The organism is Nigerium sp. (assembly GCF_039811905.1).
GTDB lineage: Bacteria > Actinomycetota > Actinomycetes > Propionibacteriales > Propionibacteriaceae > Propioniciclava.
Window position 1 is genome coordinate 1 of record NZ_JBDHZL010000053.1, and the last position, 17,546, is coordinate 17,546.

22 protein-coding genes are annotated in these 17,546 nt (G+C 69.7%); 11 read left to right on the forward strand and 11 right to left on the reverse strand.

The genetic code is table 11. From position 1 onward, the window contains the following. The 4 genes from WMJ97_RS09740 to WMJ97_RS09755 form a co-directional block, all read right to left on the reverse strand. Positions 1 to 557 (reverse strand): DUF222 domain-containing protein (locus WMJ97_RS09740; protein ID WP_347348793.1); only part of this gene is annotated, 557 nt, incomplete at its 3' end. A 302-nt stretch (positions 558 to 859) separates the two neighbouring features. After that, positions 860 to 1,945: a mannosyltransferase family protein gene (locus tag WMJ97_RS09745; protein WP_347348794.1), complete on the reverse strand. Its 1,086-nt coding sequence runs from the start codon at positions 1,943 to 1,945 to the stop codon at positions 860 to 862. Between the two features lie 21 nt (positions 1,946 to 1,966). After that, the gene (locus tag WMJ97_RS09750; RefSeq protein WP_347348795.1) at positions 1,967 to 4,087 is read right to left on the reverse strand and encodes a transglycosylase domain-containing protein; all 2,121 of its coding nucleotides are present in this window, start codon (positions 4,085 to 4,087) and stop codon (positions 1,967 to 1,969) included. 97 nt (positions 4,088 to 4,184) lie between these two features. Beyond that, entirely contained in the window at positions 4,185 to 4,604 is a 420-nt protein-coding gene (locus tag WMJ97_RS09755; protein WP_347348796.1) for a DUF5318 family protein, read from the reverse strand. A 256-nt stretch (positions 4,605 to 4,860) separates the two neighbouring features. On the opposite strand from WMJ97_RS09755, the gene WMJ97_RS09760 reads away from it, so the two are divergent. After that, on the forward strand, positions 4,861 to 5,514 hold the full coding sequence (locus tag WMJ97_RS09760) for a DUF6448 family protein (RefSeq protein WP_347348797.1): 654 nt from the start codon (positions 4,861 to 4,863) through the stop codon (positions 5,512 to 5,514). Then, positions 5,514 to 5,978 carry a signal peptidase I gene (gene lepB, locus WMJ97_RS09765; protein WP_347348798.1) on the forward strand — a complete coding sequence of 155 codons (465 nt, stop codon included), beginning with the start codon at positions 5,514 to 5,516 and terminating at the stop codon, positions 5,976 to 5,978. Before WMJ97_RS09760 ends, lepB begins: the two co-directional genes overlap by 1 nt. Here lepB and WMJ97_RS09770 read toward each other — a convergent pair. The 3 genes from WMJ97_RS09770 to WMJ97_RS09780 form a co-directional block, all read right to left on the reverse strand. After that, positions 5,914 to 6,603 carry a Crp/Fnr family transcriptional regulator gene (locus WMJ97_RS09770; RefSeq protein WP_347348799.1) on the reverse strand — a complete coding sequence of 230 codons (690 nt, stop codon included), beginning with the start codon at positions 6,601 to 6,603 and terminating at the stop codon, positions 5,914 to 5,916. The two genes, lepB and WMJ97_RS09770, sit on opposite strands and share 65 nt — an antisense overlap. 162 nt (positions 6,604 to 6,765) lie before the next feature. After that, positions 6,766 to 7,776, reverse strand: a complete 1,011-nt coding sequence (locus WMJ97_RS09775; RefSeq protein ID WP_347348800.1) for an NADP-dependent oxidoreductase — start codon at positions 7,774 to 7,776, stop codon at positions 6,766 to 6,768. A gap of 66 nt (positions 7,777 to 7,842) precedes the next feature. After that, on the reverse strand, positions 7,843 to 8,298 hold the full coding sequence (locus tag WMJ97_RS09780; protein ID WP_347348801.1) for a TetR family transcriptional regulator: 456 nt from the start codon (positions 8,296 to 8,298) through the stop codon (positions 7,843 to 7,845). 43 nt (positions 8,299 to 8,341) lie between these two features. Here WMJ97_RS09780 and WMJ97_RS09785 point away from each other — a divergent pair, with 43 nt between their 5' ends. After that, entirely contained in the window at positions 8,342 to 9,133 is a 792-nt protein-coding gene (locus tag WMJ97_RS09785; RefSeq protein ID WP_347348802.1) for an alpha/beta hydrolase, read from the forward strand. Between the two features lie 11 nt (positions 9,134 to 9,144). Here the strand turns inward: WMJ97_RS09785 and WMJ97_RS09790 are convergent, their stop codons facing one another. Then, positions 9,145 to 10,134 (reverse strand): WYL domain-containing protein, encoded by a 990-nt coding sequence (locus WMJ97_RS09790; protein WP_347348803.1) that lies wholly within the window; start codon positions 10,132 to 10,134, stop codon positions 9,145 to 9,147. 109 nt (positions 10,135 to 10,243) lie between these two features. Between WMJ97_RS09790 and WMJ97_RS09795 the strand changes: the two genes are divergently transcribed. The 6 genes from WMJ97_RS09795 to WMJ97_RS09820 all read left to right on the forward strand — a co-directional run bounded on the left by WMJ97_RS09795 (position 10,244) and on the right by WMJ97_RS09820 (position 13,852). After that, a complete protein-coding gene (locus WMJ97_RS09795; RefSeq protein ID WP_347348804.1) occupies positions 10,244 to 10,630 on the forward strand; it encodes a VOC family protein in 387 nt (128 codons plus the stop codon). Positions 10,631 to 10,716: 86 nt separating this feature from the next. Beyond that, positions 10,717 to 11,463, forward strand: a complete 747-nt coding sequence (locus WMJ97_RS09800) for a hypothetical protein (protein ID WP_347348805.1) — start codon at positions 10,717 to 10,719, stop codon at positions 11,461 to 11,463. A gap of 254 nt (positions 11,464 to 11,717) precedes the next feature. Then, on the forward strand, positions 11,718 to 12,119 hold the full coding sequence (locus WMJ97_RS09805; RefSeq protein WP_347348806.1) for a hypothetical protein: 402 nt from the start codon (positions 11,718 to 11,720) through the stop codon (positions 12,117 to 12,119). Beyond that, positions 12,116 to 12,406, forward strand: coding sequence for a hypothetical protein (locus WMJ97_RS09810; RefSeq protein ID WP_347348807.1), 291 nt, complete (start codon positions 12,116 to 12,118; stop codon positions 12,404 to 12,406). Before WMJ97_RS09805 ends, WMJ97_RS09810 begins: the two co-directional genes overlap by 4 nt. Positions 12,407 to 12,460: 54 nt before the next feature. Then, positions 12,461 to 13,135, forward strand: a complete 675-nt coding sequence (locus WMJ97_RS09815) for a hypothetical protein (protein ID WP_347348808.1) — start codon at positions 12,461 to 12,463, stop codon at positions 13,133 to 13,135. A gap of 39 nt (positions 13,136 to 13,174) precedes the next feature. Beyond that, entirely contained in the window at positions 13,175 to 13,852 is a 678-nt protein-coding gene (locus tag WMJ97_RS09820) for a potassium channel family protein (RefSeq protein WP_347348809.1), read from the forward strand. 68 nt (positions 13,853 to 13,920) lie between these two features. On the opposite strand, the gene WMJ97_RS09825 is transcribed toward WMJ97_RS09820, so the two are convergent. Both WMJ97_RS09825 and WMJ97_RS09830 read right to left on the reverse strand, forming a co-directional pair. Beyond that, positions 13,921 to 14,685: a hypothetical protein gene (locus WMJ97_RS09825; RefSeq protein ID WP_347348811.1), complete on the reverse strand. Its 765-nt coding sequence runs from the start codon at positions 14,683 to 14,685 to the stop codon at positions 13,921 to 13,923. A 274-nt stretch (positions 14,686 to 14,959) separates the two neighbouring features. Next, the gene (locus WMJ97_RS09830) at positions 14,960 to 15,217 is read right to left on the reverse strand and encodes a hypothetical protein (RefSeq protein ID WP_347348812.1); all 258 of its coding nucleotides are present in this window, start codon (positions 15,215 to 15,217) and stop codon (positions 14,960 to 14,962) included. 415 nt (positions 15,218 to 15,632) lie between these two features. On the opposite strand from WMJ97_RS09830, the gene WMJ97_RS09835 reads away from it, so the two are divergent. Next, positions 15,633 to 16,715 carry an ImmA/IrrE family metallo-endopeptidase gene (locus WMJ97_RS09835; RefSeq protein WP_347348813.1) on the forward strand — a complete coding sequence of 361 codons (1,083 nt, stop codon included), beginning with the start codon at positions 15,633 to 15,635 and terminating at the stop codon, positions 16,713 to 16,715. Positions 16,716 to 16,724: 9 nt separating this feature from the next. Beyond that, on the forward strand, positions 16,725 to 17,324 hold the full coding sequence (locus WMJ97_RS09840; RefSeq protein WP_347348814.1) for a hypothetical protein: 600 nt from the start codon (positions 16,725 to 16,727) through the stop codon (positions 17,322 to 17,324). Here WMJ97_RS09840 and WMJ97_RS09845 read toward each other — a convergent pair. Beyond that, positions 17,290 to 17,514, reverse strand: a complete 225-nt coding sequence (locus WMJ97_RS09845; protein WP_347348815.1) for a hypothetical protein — start codon at positions 17,512 to 17,514, stop codon at positions 17,290 to 17,292. The genes WMJ97_RS09840 and WMJ97_RS09845 overlap by 35 nt on opposite strands. Positions 17,515 to 17,546 lie beyond the last annotated feature (32 nt).

Consider the following 17,546-nt stretch of genomic DNA (forward strand, 5'->3'; position numbering starts at 1 on the left):
AACTCCCGCTCCAGCCGGGCAGCCTCATGCCCCTCAGCCACGTCGGGGGCCAGCACCTCCAGCAGATGCCCCGACAATCTCCGCAACTCGACACCATGATGGCTGCCGGCCAACCCGATCATGGTCCCCTCCCCCGCCCGCACGGCCTCGGCAGGCAGATCGGCCGGAAGGTCGGCCAACACGCTGGTGATCGCGTCCGCCTGGGCAGGCAGCACGCCACCGGCGGCGACGGCGTCGCCGACGAGCGGGAACTGGACCAGCCGGCGTCCAGCAGCGATCATGCGATGGGCCTCCCGCGGGCTGATCCGCAACGCATCCGTCATCCAGGTAGCCGCCGACGTGCCATAGGCCCGCCACGCCACCTGACCGTCATCCAACAGGTGCGCCTGCCCGACAATCCACGCCTGCAGACGGCCGGCCACCCGCACCGCATCCCGAAAAGCCGCCAACCGCTCCACATCGGACGACAGGTCGACCCTATCGACGGTCAGGTCGTCCAGCGCAGCATCCATCACGGCGACCAATCCGCCGGTATCGAAGGGCCCCAGTGCTTCCATACCCCAGACGCTAAACGCCGCCTCTGACACTTTTCCGCGCCAACAACCCCACCCCGACAAGTACAGATATTCGAATAGAACGTTCGATAATGACGAGGCGAGGACGCCGGTCGAGGCCACTTCGCAGACGGTCATCCCACCTCGACGACGTTTCCCGACCTTGCGCGTGCCACGGCACGCGCAAGGTCGGTTTTCGTCTGCGAGGTGAGGTTCAGGTCTGCGAGGTGAGCGTTCCGTCTGCGAGGTGCGCGTTCCGTCTGCGAGGTGCGCGTTCGGTCTGCGCAGCGCCACCAGGATCTGCCCTAGCTTGCCCACCGTCCGGTGAAGAAGAGCCACGACCACGTCACCTGCAGGGCGAGCGCTCCCACGACGACGATCGCCCAGAGCACGCGCCAGGGACCGGTCCGGTGGGATTCGACCACGTCGCCGATCTGCTCCCACAACGGGAACCACAACAGCACCGCGCGGTTCACCGACTGGAACCAGTACGACAGCGAGAACGCCAGCACCTGCACGGCGACCCAGGCGGCGTCCGCGATTCGGCGTCGCGCGAGCGCGACGAGCGTCACCACGGCGCCGACGATCATCGAGATCATCTCACCGCGGAACACCCAGACCCACTCTGGGTGCTCGGGGTACATGCCGGGCTGCAGGGAGTTCCAGGAGTTGATCGCGGCCTGCCACGGCCACGTGAACTGCCGCTCCCAACCGGCAGCTTGGGCGGAGAACCAGGCGGTCCAGCTGCCGGTCATCCGGAACAGGTACAGCGCGTACGCGAACAGTACGAGGGCCGGCACGAGCAGCCAGGCGAGGCGCCGCAGACGTTCGCGGAGGCGTCCGTTCTGCGTAAGCGCGAGGATCGCCAACGCGCCGATCAGGAACAGCCCCGACACCCGCAGCGTGCACGCCAGGCCCGCGAAGAGGGCCGCCGCGCCCCACTGCTTCTTGGTGGCGCGCTCCCACGCCCAGAAGGCGGCGGCGCAGAACGGGCTCTCCGTGTAGCCCACCGCCGTGAACACGGACGTCGGGGCCAGCAGCCACGCGATCGCCGCGAACGGCCCTCCGAGCCGGTACAGCGCCCACGTCGCGAGGGCCGAGCACACCAGGGCGATCACGATCCCGGACAGCTGCGGCGACAAACCCACCAGCATGCCCGCCCGCATCAACAGGGGCAGGCCGGGAAAGAAGGCGATGTCGGTCCTGATCGCATAGCCGTTCTCGGCGATGGCCGCGAAATGGGCGACATCCCAATTGCCGGCCATCGCGAGGACGGACGACCCCGTGGCCCTCGCGATCGCGAGGGCGACGAGGGCGATCAGAAGCCGGGTGCCGAGCCACGCCTGGACGACCAAGCGCGCGTCAGCGCCGCGGGAGGCTCGAGTGGTCACCCCGCGACAGTACCCGCTCGCCTACGGCGTGGACGACGCCCCCGGCTCGTCCGCCCCTCCGCCGCTGGGCTGGCTCCCCCCGGACGTCTGCGTCGGCCGGGACGCCCCCGTCGTACGCGTCTGCGTCGGCCGCGCCTGGGTCGGCTGAGCCGACGTCGTGGCGCGGGTGGGGCTCGCACTCGGCTGAGCGGACGCCGACGTCGGGGCGGCGGATGCGGACGCCGTCTGCCGGGCGGTCCGGGTGGAGGTGGAGGTCGGCGTCCGCGTCACCGGGACGTACTGCCTCGTCGGCTGGGCGTTGGACGACATCCGCACCGGCCCCGAGAAGCTCTCGTCGGGCAGCCCCTTCATCGCCTGACGCATGTAGGCGAGCCACGTCCGCGCCGGGTAGCCCGACCCGTAGAAGCCGGAGCTGAACGAGTCGAGGTTGCCGTTGCCGTCGTCGCCGGCCACGAACATGACCGCCGTCGAGATCTGCTTGGTCGAGCCGACGAACCAGGACGCCACGGTCGCGTTCTTGTCGCTGTCGTACCGCGTGCCGGTCTTGCCGGCGACCTGGCGGCCGAGGGCGGCGACGCGCTGGCCGGTACCGGACTGGGTCACCTTCGTCATCGCGTACGCCGCGTTGATCGCCACATCCTTCTCGATGGCCTGCGTGCCCTGAATGGTCGGCTTGTAGACGACGTTGCCGGCCTGGTCGCGCACCTCCGCGATGACGTGGGCCTCCCGCCGGACACCCTCGTTGGCGAACGTCGAGTAGGCCAGCGCCTGGTACACCGGGGACACCTCGCCGAACCCGAGCGGGATGCTCAGCACCGGCTGCATCGAGTCGTTCACCGGAACGCCGGCGTCGCCCGCGGCCTTGATGACCTGGTTGGGGCCGTCGGGGATCTGGCTGACGATGTCGACGAACGCCGAGTTCACGGAGTGGGTCGTGGCGTCCTGCATCGTGATCGGGCCGAACGACTCGCCGCCCGCGTTGCGGATCGGCTTGTTCGCCCCGCGGGGCGTGAAGCTCGTGCCGTTGAACGTGTCAGACAGCGAGAAGCCGTGCCGCAGGGCCGCGATGAGCGCGTACGGCTTGAACGTCGAGCCGGTCGGACGCGGCGTCGTCGCCCAGTTCTTGTTCGACGCCACGAAGTCCGGCCCCCCGTAGAGCGCCAGAATGCCGCCGGTCGCGGTCTCGACCGACGCGATGCCCGGGTGCAGGTCGGACGCCTTCTTCCCCCGCTCGGACGCCGCGCTCTTCGCCATCGACTGTGCGGCGTCCACCGCGGCCGCCTGCATCGAGCTGTCGAACGTCGTCGTGACCTTCAGGCCGCCGCCCGAGATCTCGGCGTCGGTGAACCCCTGGTCGCGCAGCTCCGCCTGAGCCATCGTCATCAGGAAGCCCTTCGGACCGCCGAACCGCGCGTCCTTCTCCACCTTCGGGAACGGCGGGAGGGCCCCGTAGATCTTGGCCTTGTCGGCCTCGGTCAGTTTGCCCATCTCGACGAGGTGATTGATCGTCATCTGGTAGCGCTCGAGGAGGTCCTGGGACTGTTTGGCGCTCACGGTCGGGTCGAGCAAGTTGGGCGCGTTCACGATGGACGCCAACGCGATCGCCTGCTGCTCGTTGAGCTTGGCGGCGTCGATGCCGAAATAAGTCTGGGCGGCGGCCTGAATGCCGTAGGCGCCGCGCCCGAAATACACGGTATTGAGGTAGCCCTCGAGGATCTGCTCCTTGGAGAGGTCGTTGCCGACCTTGAGCGCGAGCAACAGCTCTTTGGCCTTGCGCGTGATCGTCTTCTCCTGCGAGAGGTAGAGCACCTTCACGTACTGCTGCGTGATCGTCGAGCCGCCGACCGTCTCACCGGGCCCGACCAGCGACGTTACCGCGCGCATCATGCCGCCGATATCGATGCCCGGGTCGCGCCAGAACGTCATGTTCTCGGCCGCGACCATGGCGTCCTTGACGTTCTGCGGCATCTGCGCGTACGGAATCGACTGACGGTTCTGCACGGACAGCGTGCCGAGAACCTCCTTGCCGTCGCGGTAGAACAGCGTCGTATTCTCGGTCTTGAACTCGCTGTTCGGGTCGGGGATGGGCGTCGCAGCGTAGAAGACGCCGAAAATCAGCAGAAGCGCCAGGAACAGCGTCACCAATCCGACGCCGATCGCCTTGAGAACGCCCTTCGGGGACCTGGAAAACGTAAACAGCCTGCGCAGCCACGACGGGCGTCGAGTGGGTGCCCCTGAATCAGCCATAGATATCCTCAACGGTCTTTCTGCGACGCGGCGGCTTACGCGGCACCCCGTCCCCTAAGAGATACGAGTGAATCATGTGGTTCCAGCCGCACTCGACGCACACCTCGACGCCGTACACCTTGAACTCGCCGTATTCGTTCTGCATGTCGGTGAGTTCGTCGGTGGACTTGATGCGCCCCGAATACTGGCCGAGCTGCTCGCCGAACACGTAATGCAGCACGACCATCCGCCGACTCTCGCACACCGGGCAGGGCACGGGGTGCGATTCCCCGTGGTTGAGGGCGGCCCGGATCAGCATCGGATCGGCATCACAGGCCTCAACGCGTGCGATCGATCGCGTGCGCCCCTGCAGCGACCGCACCGTGCGGCGTCTCTGCAGGGCGTAATCGACCACCTCGCGCTTGGACCACATGGGCCCAGAATAGTGAGGCCCCCAACCACCGTCGATCCCGCCAAGCAACGTCGACACACCTTTTTGCATCACGTGTCCCCAACTTTGGGGACGCCCTCCGCCCCGTGTGCGTTTCTATGCTGCGTTCTCCACACTGGGCGGTGGAAAACGTCACACGCCCCGGACGCCCTCGCCCCCCTTGACCTGCGTCAAGGCGTCCGGACGCCCGCTTTCGTACCGTCGATGACAACACCGAACGCCCAAGGAGGCACATCACATGTCCGTCATCGACTTCGCCCGCTCCCTGTTCGCCACCCTCGTCCCCGTCGCCGAGGCCCACTGCGACACCGCCGACGGCCCGGCCGTCACCGATGGACGCCGCGCGCTCGCATCCGGCAACCTGAACTACGCGCTCAAGTGGATCCCAGCCGACGGCGAGAGCGAATTGCGCCGGGTCTTCGCGCAGGCACGAACCGTCCGCGAGCTCGGCCCGGACGCCGCCGAGGTGGCCGACCGGCTCTTCCTCGAGACGCTCGTCCGCATTCACCGCGCGGGCGAGGGCGTCGGCTTCACCGGCATTCAGCCGTCGGGAACCGAGGTCGAGCCCGTCGTGCTCGCCGCCGACCGAGCCCTCGAGACCGGCGACGACTCCGAGCTCCGCCCGCTCGTCGCCGACGACCGCTGGCCCGAACTGCACCGCCGGTTCGGCGAGGCGCTCGCCCTGCGCGACTTCGACGTGGACGACCTCGCCGCCGGGCGCGAGTACCTGGAGGCGTATGTCCACTTCTTCAAGTACGCCGAGGGCGAGGATCACGACCACGGCCACGCCTGCGGTGGCCACGCCCCGGCGGACGCGCACGATCCGCACGCAGAGCACGCGCACGGGGCGCACCTCCTCGAGGCGCACGCCCACCACGCGCACGCCCACTGATGCGCTGGACGCCGCTGGCGCGCGTCTCCGGGAACTCGATGCGCCCCACCCTGCGGCCCGGTGACCTGGTAGTCACCCGGCCCGCGGGCTGGGGCGTCCGGGGCGGTCGGGTGGTCGTCCTGACGCATCCCGACCCCACCGGACGCCCACGCCGCTACGTGAAACGCGTCGCGGCCGTCGCCGGCGACACCGTCGAGATGGCCGCCGGCCGGGTCTCGGTGAACGGCGTCGCGCGCGACCCGGGGACCGCACCGGAGGCGTCCTACCGCGCGACGTGGACCGTGCCCGCCGGGCACGTGTGGGTGCTCGGCGACAACCGCGCGGCGTCCTCGGATTCCCGCGTGTGGGAGCGTCCGTTCGTCCCGCTGGACGAGCTGGAGGGCGTCCTCGTCGGGCCGGCTATTCGCCGGCGAGTGCCAGGAGGGCGTCCGGGTCGGCGAGCGCGACGCGGGAGCCGTCGATGACGATCGTCCCGCGGGACGCCAGCCGGCCCAGCGCCCGGCTGAGCGATTCGGGGGTGGTGTCGAGCAGGGACGCGACGTCCTTCTTCGGGATGGGCAGCGCCACCCACGGACCATCGCTGGCGTGCGTCACCGGAAGCCCGAGCAGGTAGCCGGCGAGGCGCGCCACGACGTCGCGGGAGGTGAGGGCGTCCAGCCGGTCCTCGGCCTCGCCGAGCCGCGCGGCCACGGACGCCAGCAACTGCACCGCCACCCGCGAGTGCCGGCCGAGCAGGGCCGTGAGCTCGCGGTGGCTGAACGAGCACAGCCGCGTGTCCTCGACCGCGCGAACTCCGTCGCGCGACGGCCGCCCGGTGAGAACCGCCTCTTCCCCCGTGAAATCGCCCGGACCGAGCACGCGGAGCAGCCGCTCGCCGCCGTCGGCGGCGGGACGGTAGACGGTGAGGCGTCCGGCGTGCACGACGAGCAGCCGCGGCCCGTCGCCGGACCCGGCGTACGCCTCCTCGCCGGCCCGCAGCAGCAGGGGGCGGGCGAGCCCGGTAACGAGGTCCTGGTCGCCCTCGGACAGCCCGGCGAAGATCGGCACGCGCGCCACACAGCGATCGTGCTCGCGGGACGCCTCAGCCATGCGTCCAGCCTGCAGCGGCCGGACGCGTCGGGCAAGTACGCCCCGCGCGTCCCCTCCGGCAATCCGGGACGCCGATCGCTGTGGTTTGCCCACACCTCGTGAGCAAACCACAGCGAACGGACCGGCCGCTTCCCGCGAGCGGCTCGGAGCGGCAGAAGCAGCTCAGATGCGGACGAGCATCTTGCCGGTGTTCTCGCCGCGCATCATGGCGAGGAACGCGTCGACGGTGTGCTCGATGCCGTCGACGATGGTCTCGTCATAGGCGATGCGTCCGTCGGCGAACCAGGCGGTCAGCTTCTCGCGGAACTCGTCGGCGAGGTCCAGGTGGAAGCCGACCGTGAAGCCGCGCAGCATCAGTCCATTCATGATGATCTTCGCCATGTTGTCGGGACCCGCGGCCTTCTCGGCGCTGTTGTAGCCGGAGATCGCGCCGCACAGGGCCGCGCGTCCGTCGCGGTTGAGCAGGTCGAGCGCCGCCTCAAGGTGGTCGCCGCCGACGTTGTCGAAGTAGACGTCGATCCCGTCGGGCGCGGCCTGGGCGAGCTGCTCGCGGACCGGTCCGTCGTGATAATTGAACGCCGCGTCGTAGCCGTACTTGCCGGTCAGCAAGGCGACCTTGGCGTCCGAGCCGGCGGAGCCGATCACGCGCTGTGCCCCGAGCAGCCGGGCGATCTGGCCGGCCGCGGTGCCGACCGCGCCGGCGGCGCCCGAGATGAACACGGTGTCGCCCTCCTTGAGCTGGGCGATGCGCGTCAGGCCCACGTAGGCGGTGAGGCCGGTCATCCCGAGGATGTGCAGCCGCAGCGAACTCTGGACGCCCGGCGCCTCCGGCACCGCGCGGAAGGTCTCGGCGGCGTCCTGGACGCCGTCGGTCCAGCCGTGCTGGTGCAGCACGAGCGTGCCGGCCGGCAGCTCGTCGGACGCCGACTCCACCACCCGCCCGATCGCGCCGCCGGTGATCGTCTCACCGAGCTGGAACGGCGGCGTGTAGCTCGGGACGTCATTCATGCGTCCGCGCATATACGGGTCGACCGACACGAATTCGTTGCGCACACGCACCTGCCCGGGCGCGAGATCGGGGTGCTCCACCCGGACGCTGCGGAAATCCTCCGGGGTCGGCCAGCCGGTCGGGCGGGCCACGAGCTGGATCTCGGTGCTGGTGAAGTCGGACACGCGGTTCCTTTCGTCGCGATTCGCCGGCGAGCGGTGCTCGCTCGCGGCATCCCGTCCACCCTAGGTTCACCCGGACACCGCGAGCCCCTCGAGCAGGGCGACCGCGTCCAGGTGGACGCCGGTGACGGTCTGCGCGAACTCGAGGCCGGTGAGCAGCGCGGCGAGCTCGGGGGTGGTCAGCGGCTGACCGGAGGGCCGCGCCTCGTCGAGCAGGGCGCGCATGCGCGTCCGGGTCGGCTCGATCGCGGCGGCGATGGCGTCATCGCGGCGCCCGATGAGCAGCAGTTCGAGCCAGGCGATCGACAGGGGCGAGCCGGGCTCGGGGCCGTCCTGGAGGCGGAGCCGCGCCACCTCCTCGGCGACGACCGTCACCAGGGCCCGTCGCGTGCGGAAGAGGTTGCTCGTCGAGCCCTGAGCCAGGCCCGCGGCGGCGTCCACGGCGCGGTGCGTCAGCCCGTGGACGCCCCTCTCCGTGAAGACGCGCACGGCGGCGTCCCGTACTTGTTGTTCTCTGGTCGGCACACTACGATCGTAGTGTAACTACGATCGTAGTGAAGGTGTCGTGATGTTCGTTGTCGACGAGGGGGCCGGTCCGGTCGTCGTGTTCATCCCGGGGCTGGGGGCCGACCACAGCATGTACGCGCCCCAAATGGGCGCGCTGACGGAGTACCGCCGCATCGCGGTCGACCTGCGCGGGTCGGGGCGGTCGCCGTCGCTGGCGGGCGTCCCGGTGGGGGACGTGCTGCGCGTCCAGGCGGACGAGGTGGCCGGCCTGCTGCACGAGCGCGGGATCGGCCGGGCTCACCTCGTCGGGATCTCGTACGGCGGCCCCGTGATCGAGACGCTCATGCTGCGGCACCCGGGGCTGGTCGCGTCGGCGATCATCTGCGACAGCCTGTGCGATACGCGTCCGCGGACCGTGGCCGAGCGCGTCCAGATGGGGGCGGCGCGCCTGCAGCCGCTCGCGCTGCGGGCACTGCCGCGCGGGGTGCAGGCGGCGTCCATGCGGTGGGTGTACGGCCGGCGGTGGCCGCTGGCCGCCGAGATGCTGGCGCGGCTGTTCCGGACGGCGCGCATCGACGACCTCGTGAAGCAGCGCCGGGCGGTGAACGCTGTGCGGCTGGAGGATGAGTTGCGGGGGTGCCCGATCCCGACGTTATGCCTGGTCGGGGACTATTCGGCGCTCGCCGAGTCAATGATGCGCCGCCTGGAGGCGGTGCTGCCGAACAGCGAGTTCGCGATCATCCCCGACTCGTTCGACCCGTCGAGCCTGTGCCAGCCCGAAGCGTTCACGCGGCACGTGCGGGAGTGGGTGGCGCGGCAGGAGTCCGCGGCGGGACGCCCTTCGTCAAGCTAGGACGCCCTTCGTCAAGATAGGACGCCGCCTCCACCGCGGTAGAGGGCGGCGATGTGGTCGACGTCGTCGAGGAGCTGGGCTCTGATCTCGCCGGGCGCTTCGACGCGCACGTGGCGTCCGAGGCGGAGCAGGACCGACAGGGCGTGGAGGTCGTCCATGGACTCCATCGCGACCGACCGCCACCCGTCGCCGGGAGGATCGCCGATCGGATCGGCGTCCGTCAGGCGGATCATCCACTCGGCGGCGTCCGTGCGGCGTTCGTCCCTCAGCCACCCGGTGACCGTGACGGGGGTGAACCGGCCCAGGAAGCGGTCGCGGTGGTCCTGCCAGGCCGCCGCGACGTTGACGTCGGGCCCTTGGGCGGCGTCCGCGAGCAGCATCGCCGCGCTGATGCGCGCGACCTTGAAGAAGTCGACGCCCGTGCCGTCGCCGGCGCAGAGGTACCAGTCCCGGCCGGCGCTGACGAGGCCGTGGGGATCGACGGTGAGCTCCCGCGTGGTCGCCGTGCGGCGCGAGCGGTAGGTGATCCGCAGCCGTGAGCGCGCGAACACGGAGGCCTGCACGGTCGCGAACGCGTCGCCGGGCTCGGCGGCGTCCGGCTGGGGCAGCCAGCCGCGCGGATCGATCACGACCCGCGAGGCGACCTCCGCGCTGGCGGGCCGGTGGGCGTCCGGGACCGCGGCCAACAGCTTGCGCACCCCGGACGTGAAGGCGTCCCCCAGCCCGACGGCGTCCGCGCCCCACGACGAGATCGCCGCGAAGAGGGCGCGACTCTCGTCCTCGCTCAGGGCCGTGACGTCGGTGCGATAACCAGGCAACAGCCGGACGCCTCCGTGCGGCCCGCGCTCGCAATAGACGGGGACGCCGGACGCCGACAGGGCTTCGACGTCCCGCAGGACCGTGCGTCGCGAGACCCCCAGGCGGCTCGCCAGATCGGTCGTGGAGAGCCCGCCGTGGGTGCGCAGCAGCCAGATCATCGACAGCAATCGGTCGGCTCGCATGGCTCCGAGGCTGCCACACGTACATGACAGAGGGTGTCACGTACCGCTCGTAGCGTCGGCCGCGAGCCCAGCTCCCCTGCTGGGACGCCGACCCGAAAGGCTCCTCACCATGGCCACCTACGCGCCCACCAGCATCATCCTCTACGTCGCCGACGTGGACCCCAGCACCGCGTTCTACCGCCGAGCCCTGGGGAAGGATCCTGTGGCGACCTTCCAGGACTTCGCGGTCTTCGCCCTCACCAGCGACGTCACCGTCGGCCTGCAAACCCGCGACGCCATCGACCCCACCCCCACGGGCACGCCCGGCTGCGTGGAGTTGTCGATGAGCTACGCCACCCGCGACGACGTCGACGCCCTCTACCGCGAATGGACCACCCTCGGGTTCCCCATCGCCCTGGAGCCCACCACCCTCGATTTCGGCTACACCTTTGTCGCCCACGACCCCGACGGGCACCGGCTGCGCGTGTGCGCGACCGATACCAGCGGCCTTGGGTGACTCAGCCGCGGAGCTCGATACCGCGTCGGTCGGCCTGTCAGCGTCGGCTGTCGGATCAGGCGAGTTGACCGGGGCGCAGCGGGCCGGTGAGCGCGTGCTGCAAGAGCGGGGCGAACAGCGGCGTCCCCGTCGCAACCGACACGTTCACCGACGTCCCCGACATGCCGACGGCCGTCCTCGACGCAGCCGCCGCCTACGAGGCCGCCCACGAGGCGTGGGCCGAGGCCGACGCCGACCGCCAGGCCGCCCACGAGGCGATCACCGGCGCCGACGACCGCGACCTCGCCGCCCTCCGCCAAGCACTCCGCGAGGGCAAGCCCGACCCCGGCCCCGCCCACCACACGAACGCCGAACGGAACGCCCTCGTCGAACAGGAACGCCTCCGCTTCGCCTTCGCTGACCTGAACAAGGCCCGCGACACCCTCGCCGGCGCGATCGCCGACAACGAACGCCAGGTGCTCGCCGCCGCCGCAGCCCACGAGCTCGCCACCCTGGCCCGCTACCAGGCCGCCGTCCAGGCCGCCGCCGCAGCCCTCACCGCCGCCGCCGACGCCGCTACCCACATCGGCCGCGCCTGGGGTGAACTCGCCGACCTGCTGCCCAACGGCCACCCGGTCAACCTGTCCAGCAGCCGCAACAAGAGGCACGCCTACCCGTCGACGCCCTCGCTGTTCGACATGCAGCACGCCGCCGACGCCGCGGCCAGCCTCTACGGGAACGCCGCCGCGATCTACGGGCAGCCGACCCCACCCGACCCCGCCCCGCTCGACGACCCCGAGCCCGACACCGAGCCGATCGCGCCCACCAAGCGCGCCGCCCGAAAGCTCGCCTAGTCGTGTGCGAGCGCGCGGCCCTCGACACCCGGGAACCTGTCGCCCCGGTACGAGGCCGCGCCGCACAGCACCCCGCACCGGCCGCCCGCGTCTCCTTTCCACGGGCGGCCGGTGCCCTGTGCGGCGCCCCCTACCCACCGGTCCACCCCGTCCCCCCGGTCCGCCTTGCCACGTACGGCATAGGGCGAGCCGGGATGCGTGCCCGGATGCCCGCCCGTTTTTCCCCGCCCGCAGTCGACCCCCAGGAGCACGACTTGACCACCACCAGACCGAGGACCCCCGCGAATCTAGGGGCCGACGGCCGTCGCCTGTTCCGGGCGGTCGTCGACGAGTTCGACCTGCGCGCCGACGAGCTCCTGTTGCTCGTGGAGGCTGCCCGGACGGCCGACGACTGTGCCCGGCTGGACGCCGCGGTGGCTTCCGGGCCGCTGCTCGTCACGGGCTCGACCGGCCAGGACGTCGCGAACCCGCTGCTGCGTGAGTCGCGGCAGTCGCGTGCCCTGCTCGGGTCGCTGTTGCGGCAACTCGGGCTCCCGGACACCGCCGAGGACGCCGACCGGGACCACGCCGCCGGGCGTCCGTCGTCCGCGTCCGATCGGGCGATCGCCGCGGCCCGGGCGCGCTGGGGTTCGGCCGTCGTCGGGGTGAACCGGTGAGGCGCCGCGAGACCACCGCCGCGACGCCGACGACGTCCGGGCCCCGTGAGTTCTCCGCGGCCGAGGTTGCCGAACTCCGGGCGATCATCGCGGGCGACTGGTCGCGGCGCGAGGACGACCGCGCCGAGGCTCTGGACGCTGTTCACGCTCGGGCGGGTCGTCGTCGCGGTCTGCTGCTGTGGGAGCTCGACCGGGTCGACGACGTCGACCGGCGCCTCGCCGAGGAAGTCGCCGGTGACTACTTCACTTGGAGTGCGCGCGGCTGCCCCATCCTCCCGCCTGACTAGGTGCAAGACTGAGGGTGACCGCACCACCGCGGGAAGATTTAGGGGGGAGGTTTCGTGAGATTCCACCGGATTGCCGCTGTCTCGGCCCTGGCTGTCCTGGCGGGTTGTTCAGCGCCGACAGCCCAACCAGTCGCGACAACACCAAGCGCCACCGCGACCGCCACAACCACGACCACGGCAGCCACAGCCACGCCAAGCCCGACCACGACAACCACGACAACCACGACAACCACGGCAACCACGGCCACGACGACCACCGCGGCCGCCCCGGCCCAGCCGCCGAGCGTCGACTCGGTCACCGACCCGAAGGGCGACGCCGAGGCGGGGGTCGATCTGGTCGGCGCCAAGCTTGTAAAGGTCAGCGGGAACCTCCTCGTGACCTGGACGCTTGCCGGACCGGTCCCGTCTTCTGGGACGGCCGGGTTCTACCTTCAAACTGCCGCGGTCGACGGAAGTAAGTCGGCCCAACGAGGCGTCAAGTTCGACGGCGGGAAGAAGATCGCCCACTTCATCGCGTACGGCGCCAAGAACACGAACCTAACCGGCATGGTTACCGCGTCGGGCTCGACCGTCTCGGCGGCGTTCCCACTCACCGAGCTTGGGCCGCTGGGCTCGACGATGACGTGGCGCGCGGTCGCGACCGCCGGGGGCCAGGACAGCGACTCGGCGCCCGACCCGGGTCCGTCTTTGCTCCGGCCGAAGACGCTCCTTTTCGACCTTCAGGGGTGACAGCACACAACGCACCCGGGCGGCGATAGCCTCGCGTTTGTGGCGGGGGATCGATTGACGGCATGGGAGCGGCGAGCCGACCCCCTATTGACCGCCGCGGCGGTCGGGTTCCTGGCCGCCTACGCCGTCCCGATCATCTGGCCGGAGTCCCCGGCGGCGATTCGCGACACCTGCGAGGTTCTGACGTGGCTCGTGTGGGGCGCGTTCGCTCTCGACTACGTCGCCCGGCTCGTGCTCTCCCAGGACCGGCGCGCCTACGTTCGGCGGCACCTGCTCGACTTGGCGATCATCGCGCTTCCCCTGTTGCGGCCGCTCCGCCTGTTGCGGTTGGTGACAATGCTCAAGTTCATCGACGCGAGCGCGACGAATCGCTTCCGCGGCCGCATCCTCACGTACGTGCTCGGCGGGGCGTCCCTGCTCGGGTTCGTCGGCGCCCTGGCCGTGCTGGACGCCGAACGGGAGACGCCCGGCGGCAACATCGACACGTTCGGCGACGCCCTGTGGTGGGCGTTCACCACGATGACGACCGTCGGGTACGGCGACCGCTACCCGGTAACCACGATGGGCCGGTTCGTCGCGGTCGGTCTGATGGTGGGCGGCGTCACGATCTTGAGCACCGTCACCGCGATGTTGGCGTCGTGGATGGTTGAACGTGTCCGCGCCGACGTCGCCGCCGACATAGCGGAGGCCGAGCGACGCGAGACCGACGAGAAGTAGGCAACGCCAGCCACGAGGAACGCCCCCACCCTTCCGGGTGGGGGCGTTTTCGGCGTTCACGGGCACGTTCAGCGGCCCGGGTGCCCTCCGATGCCCGGAACGAGGGCTGCAGGCGTCACGAGCCGATTGTGGGCCGGACGAGGCCCTTTACTGTCGACGGGCGCCCCGGTTTCGGCCGTGTGGACGGCGTCGCGGAGTGCGTCGGCGAGTTCGGCCGCCTCAGTGAGGGTGAGCGGCGCCCACACGGCTTCGGTGCCGACGATGAGTTGCACGGTGACGACGGGGCGGCGTCCGGGCGTGTGCTCGACGTCGACGGCCGCCTCGACGCGACGCCGCCGGGCCGTCCCGAGGTACACCAGACCGGCCACGCGCGCCCAGTGGGCGCCCGGGTCCCCGGGCTCGTCGAGCTCGTGGGCGTGGTCCGTGTCGCACCAGGCCGGGCAGCCCGTCGGCGCGTCCTCGACGACCGGGGCGGCCGTGCGTGCCTTCCGCGCCTCGACCTCGGCCTCGTCGTCGGCGAGCATGTCGGCGACGTCTTGGGGGTCCCACCCGGTCACGTCGACGGCCGGGAAGGTGGGCGCGGCGTCCTGCTCGACCTCGACCTGGGCGGCCCCGTCGACGTCGTCGGCCGCGGCGAGCAACAGCCCGGCGAGGCGCCGCGCGTCGGCCGCCGTGAGTCGGTCCGAGGCGATCGCGCGGCCCGTCGGCTCGTCGGTGCGCTGCACGAGGATGTAGGGCGCCCGGCTGGGGTTCCAGGCGGGTTCGACCTCGACGTCGACGGCGACGCAGGAGAAGGCCGGGCGGACGGTGTCGGGGCGGGTGTTCGTGATCATGGTCGTTCCCTCTCGGGTGAGGGGCGGCCCGTGTTGCACGTATGTTGCACGACCAACAGAAAGGCCGCCCGACTGGGCTTCGTTTCGCCTAGTCGTAGCGGCCTTCTCGTTTCGTTCGTGTGAACTTCCATCAATCCCTGACTAGGGACGATGTGCGGTGCCCGGTGGTGCTGTGTCCCTAGCGTGCGGAGAGATTGTCCACGACCCGCTCCTCGCCCGCAGCGCGAAGGGGCGTGACGACACATAGTCGTCACGCCCCTCCGCTGCCGAGCGTTTACTTCACGCGCATCTGGATGCGAGTCCCCTCACTGATGAGGCATGCGTATTCGCTCAACTCAGGGTCGGAGATCGACCCACCGATCCGAGCCCACTCACGCCTCAGCACGGGCTTGATCTCAGAGGCGGGGCTCCCCTTGTAGCGACGAGAGAGGGAGTCGAACATCTTTTGATAGTCAGAGGCGATGTCCCTCACGGCGGGCCGGATGGCCTTCTCCAGTTCCTTCTCCCAGCCGGGCGTCATGCTGATCTTCACGCTACCCACGATCAGACCCGCTGACTGATGGTGCCACCGGGGTTCCCGTCAGCGGTTCCCTTGGTGACGAACCTCCCGGTGACGACCGAGCGGTGAACGGTCACCTTGTTCGAGGTGCCGCGCCCAACCGTCTCAGTCGACGTCGTGCGGGGGCTCTTTCGAGCGCTGGTCGTCTTGACGAATCGCCCAGTGCGGGCGCTCCTACTCACAGTGCGTGCCATGATGGCGCACTCCCTTCCGGGCGTAGCCAGTTGCGAGCACTGCGCATGGAGCGGCTAGAGTTGGTGTCCTAGTTGCCCGACTAGACGCCAGCCCCGAGCCGCTCCGTCCCGGAGTGTCCCGGGGCTTCGGTGCTCTTGGACGACATCGTACCTGGCTCTTGGGAAAATCCCAAGAGTGCCCTAGGATGGCTGACATGAACCCCAGCATTGGCGAGCGGGTGCTCGGGGCACTCCCGGAAGGCACCCCCCAGAAGGAGATCGCGCGTCAGGTGGGCATGACCGAGGACGCCTTCTCACGTGCTCTGCGTGGGCAGCGTGGCTTCTCGGCGCTGGAACTGGCACGACTTGCCGAGGTGCTCAATCAGGACATCCACCTGCTGATCACGGGCGAGCCCGATCCGAACCGCTTGGTGGTTTCGGGACGCCACAACTTCGACAAGGAGACTTGGACCCGAAGCATCGACGGGGAGCAGGGAGACAAGCTGATTCTCTCCGATGTCCTGCTCGCCTACCGTCAGGCTGAGACCGTCCGACCGCTCGTTCCCAGCAACGTCCCTGCTGACTTGGCGGGCGCGCGAGCAGCGCTGGAGGAGGAGTTCGCTCGCACCTTCATCGAGCGTCTTGCTCGGATGGAGATTGACACGGTTCGGCTCCCCGGACTCAGCACGGCCTACTCGCTGCGTATCGGACCGCGAGATGTCATCGTCATCCCCGAGACCGGCAACTGGTTCAAGGAAAACTTCGACCTCGCCCACGAGTTGGCCCATCTAGTTCTCGGACATGAGGGCGTCATGGCGACCGAGGGGCGAGGGGTGAGCCGTGAGGAGGCAGCGGCCAACAGGTTCGCGGCCGACTTGCTCCTGCCCGAGCAGGAGTTGCGGAGGATGGACTGGTCCAAGTTGTCTGCCGCCGATCTTGCTGCACACGTATGGCGGTGGGGTGTCTCCACCCATACTTTGAAAGTTCGGTTGGAAACGCTACGGCTGCCCGTGGAGTCCGACACGCGAGCGCTGTTGGACCTGACGACGCAGGGCTTGCTGCGCCGCCATTGGGTGCAGGATGAGCCTGGCGACCCGATCACCGAGCGCATGACTTTGGCCAGCGCCCGGACGTTCCCCGCTTGGCTGAAGGATGCCCACCTGGAGGGTGTGGCTCAAGGGCGACTTCAGAAGGGAACGCTCGCGTGGATGTTGGGCGTGGACCCTGAGACGCTGGAAGTTGACGAGCCCACCGCCCCCACCATGAGTGACTCCGACCTCATGTCGCTGCTCGGATAACCTGCTGAGGTGCAAGGCGACGACACTCCGCGTCTGGTGTTCCCGGACACCACCGTGCTGATCAACTTCGCCCTGGTGGACGAGATGGCGCTGTTGGAGCGCCTCGTGGCCGGAAACGGCTCCTGGTGTGGCACGGTCGCTAGCGAATGCCACGATCAAGCCTCCAAACAGGGGCTGCCACAGATGCTGGATGCGCATGACATCTTTGGAACACCACTCCTCTTGGAGACGCGCGTGGAGTTCGTTGACTTCAAGGTGAACCAGAGTTTCTTCCGCGAAGTGTCGAAGAACCCCGACGCTACCCACGCGGGCGAGTCTGAGACTCTCGCGATCCTGACGTCGCGCAGGATCAAGTCCGTTGTGGTCTCCGATGATGGCGGCGTCCCTCTTCGGCTTGCGGCCTTGAAGATGCAGCCAACTATCCAAGCGACGACCTCGTGGCACTTCTTCCGCGTGGCCTACTGGAAGGGCCACATAAGCGAGACCCGACTGTGGGATATTCGCCGCGTCCTGCTGGCGCATCGGCGAGCCTGTCCACCTGAGGTACTCGACCCCGCGCGGTTCGCTAGTTGGATCAGGCCTCCTGGGACGTTCTCGGGCTCGGCGTGACCCTCCGACCACCGAAGCCGTAGGTCCTGATCTCGCGGGCGGGCTTCTTCTTGGGCGGGAGGCCGACCGCTCGCCGCGCCTCATCCATCTCTCGCTCCTGCTTCGCCTCCTTGATGATCTCCCTGTCCTCGGCGGCGAAGGTGCGGTCGAGGTCGGCGGCGAGGCGCTGGAGTTCGGGTGAGAGAGGCATGGCGGGGTCTCCTCGGAGGCTTGGATGTCCTG

Bases quoted from the DNA above. Each gene is read 5' to 3' on its own strand.
- WMJ97_RS09755 (WP_347348796.1), bottom strand. From the start codon at position 4,604: ATGTGGTCCAAGCGCGAGGTGGTCGATTACGCCCTGCAGAGACGCCGC.
- WMJ97_RS09760 (WP_347348797.1), top strand. From the start codon at position 4,861: ATGTCCGTCATCGACTTCGCCCGCTCCCTGTTCGCCACCCTCGTCCCC.
- lepB (WP_347348798.1), top strand. From the start codon at position 5,514: ATGCGCTGGACGCCGCTGGCGCGCGTCTCCGGGAACTCGATGCGCCCC.
- WMJ97_RS09770 (WP_347348799.1), bottom strand. From the start codon at position 6,603: ATGGCTGAGGCGTCCCGCGAGCACGATCGCTGTGTGGCGCGCGTGCCG.
- WMJ97_RS09785 (WP_347348802.1), top strand. From the start codon at position 8,342: ATGTTCGTTGTCGACGAGGGGGCCGGTCCGGTCGTCGTGTTCATCCCG.
- WMJ97_RS09790 (WP_347348803.1), bottom strand. From the start codon at position 10,134: ATGCGAGCCGACCGATTGCTGTCGATGATCTGGCTGCTGCGCACCCAC.
- WMJ97_RS09795 (WP_347348804.1), top strand. From the start codon at position 10,244: ATGGCCACCTACGCGCCCACCAGCATCATCCTCTACGTCGCCGACGTG.
- WMJ97_RS09825 (WP_347348811.1), bottom strand. From the start codon at position 14,685: ATGATCACGAACACCCGCCCCGACACCGTCCGCCCGGCCTTCTCCTGC.
- WMJ97_RS09835 (WP_347348813.1), top strand. From the start codon at position 15,633: ATGAACCCCAGCATTGGCGAGCGGGTGCTCGGGGCACTCCCGGAAGGC.
- WMJ97_RS09845 (WP_347348815.1), bottom strand. From the start codon at position 17,514: ATGCCTCTCTCACCCGAACTCCAGCGCCTCGCCGCCGACCTCGACCGC.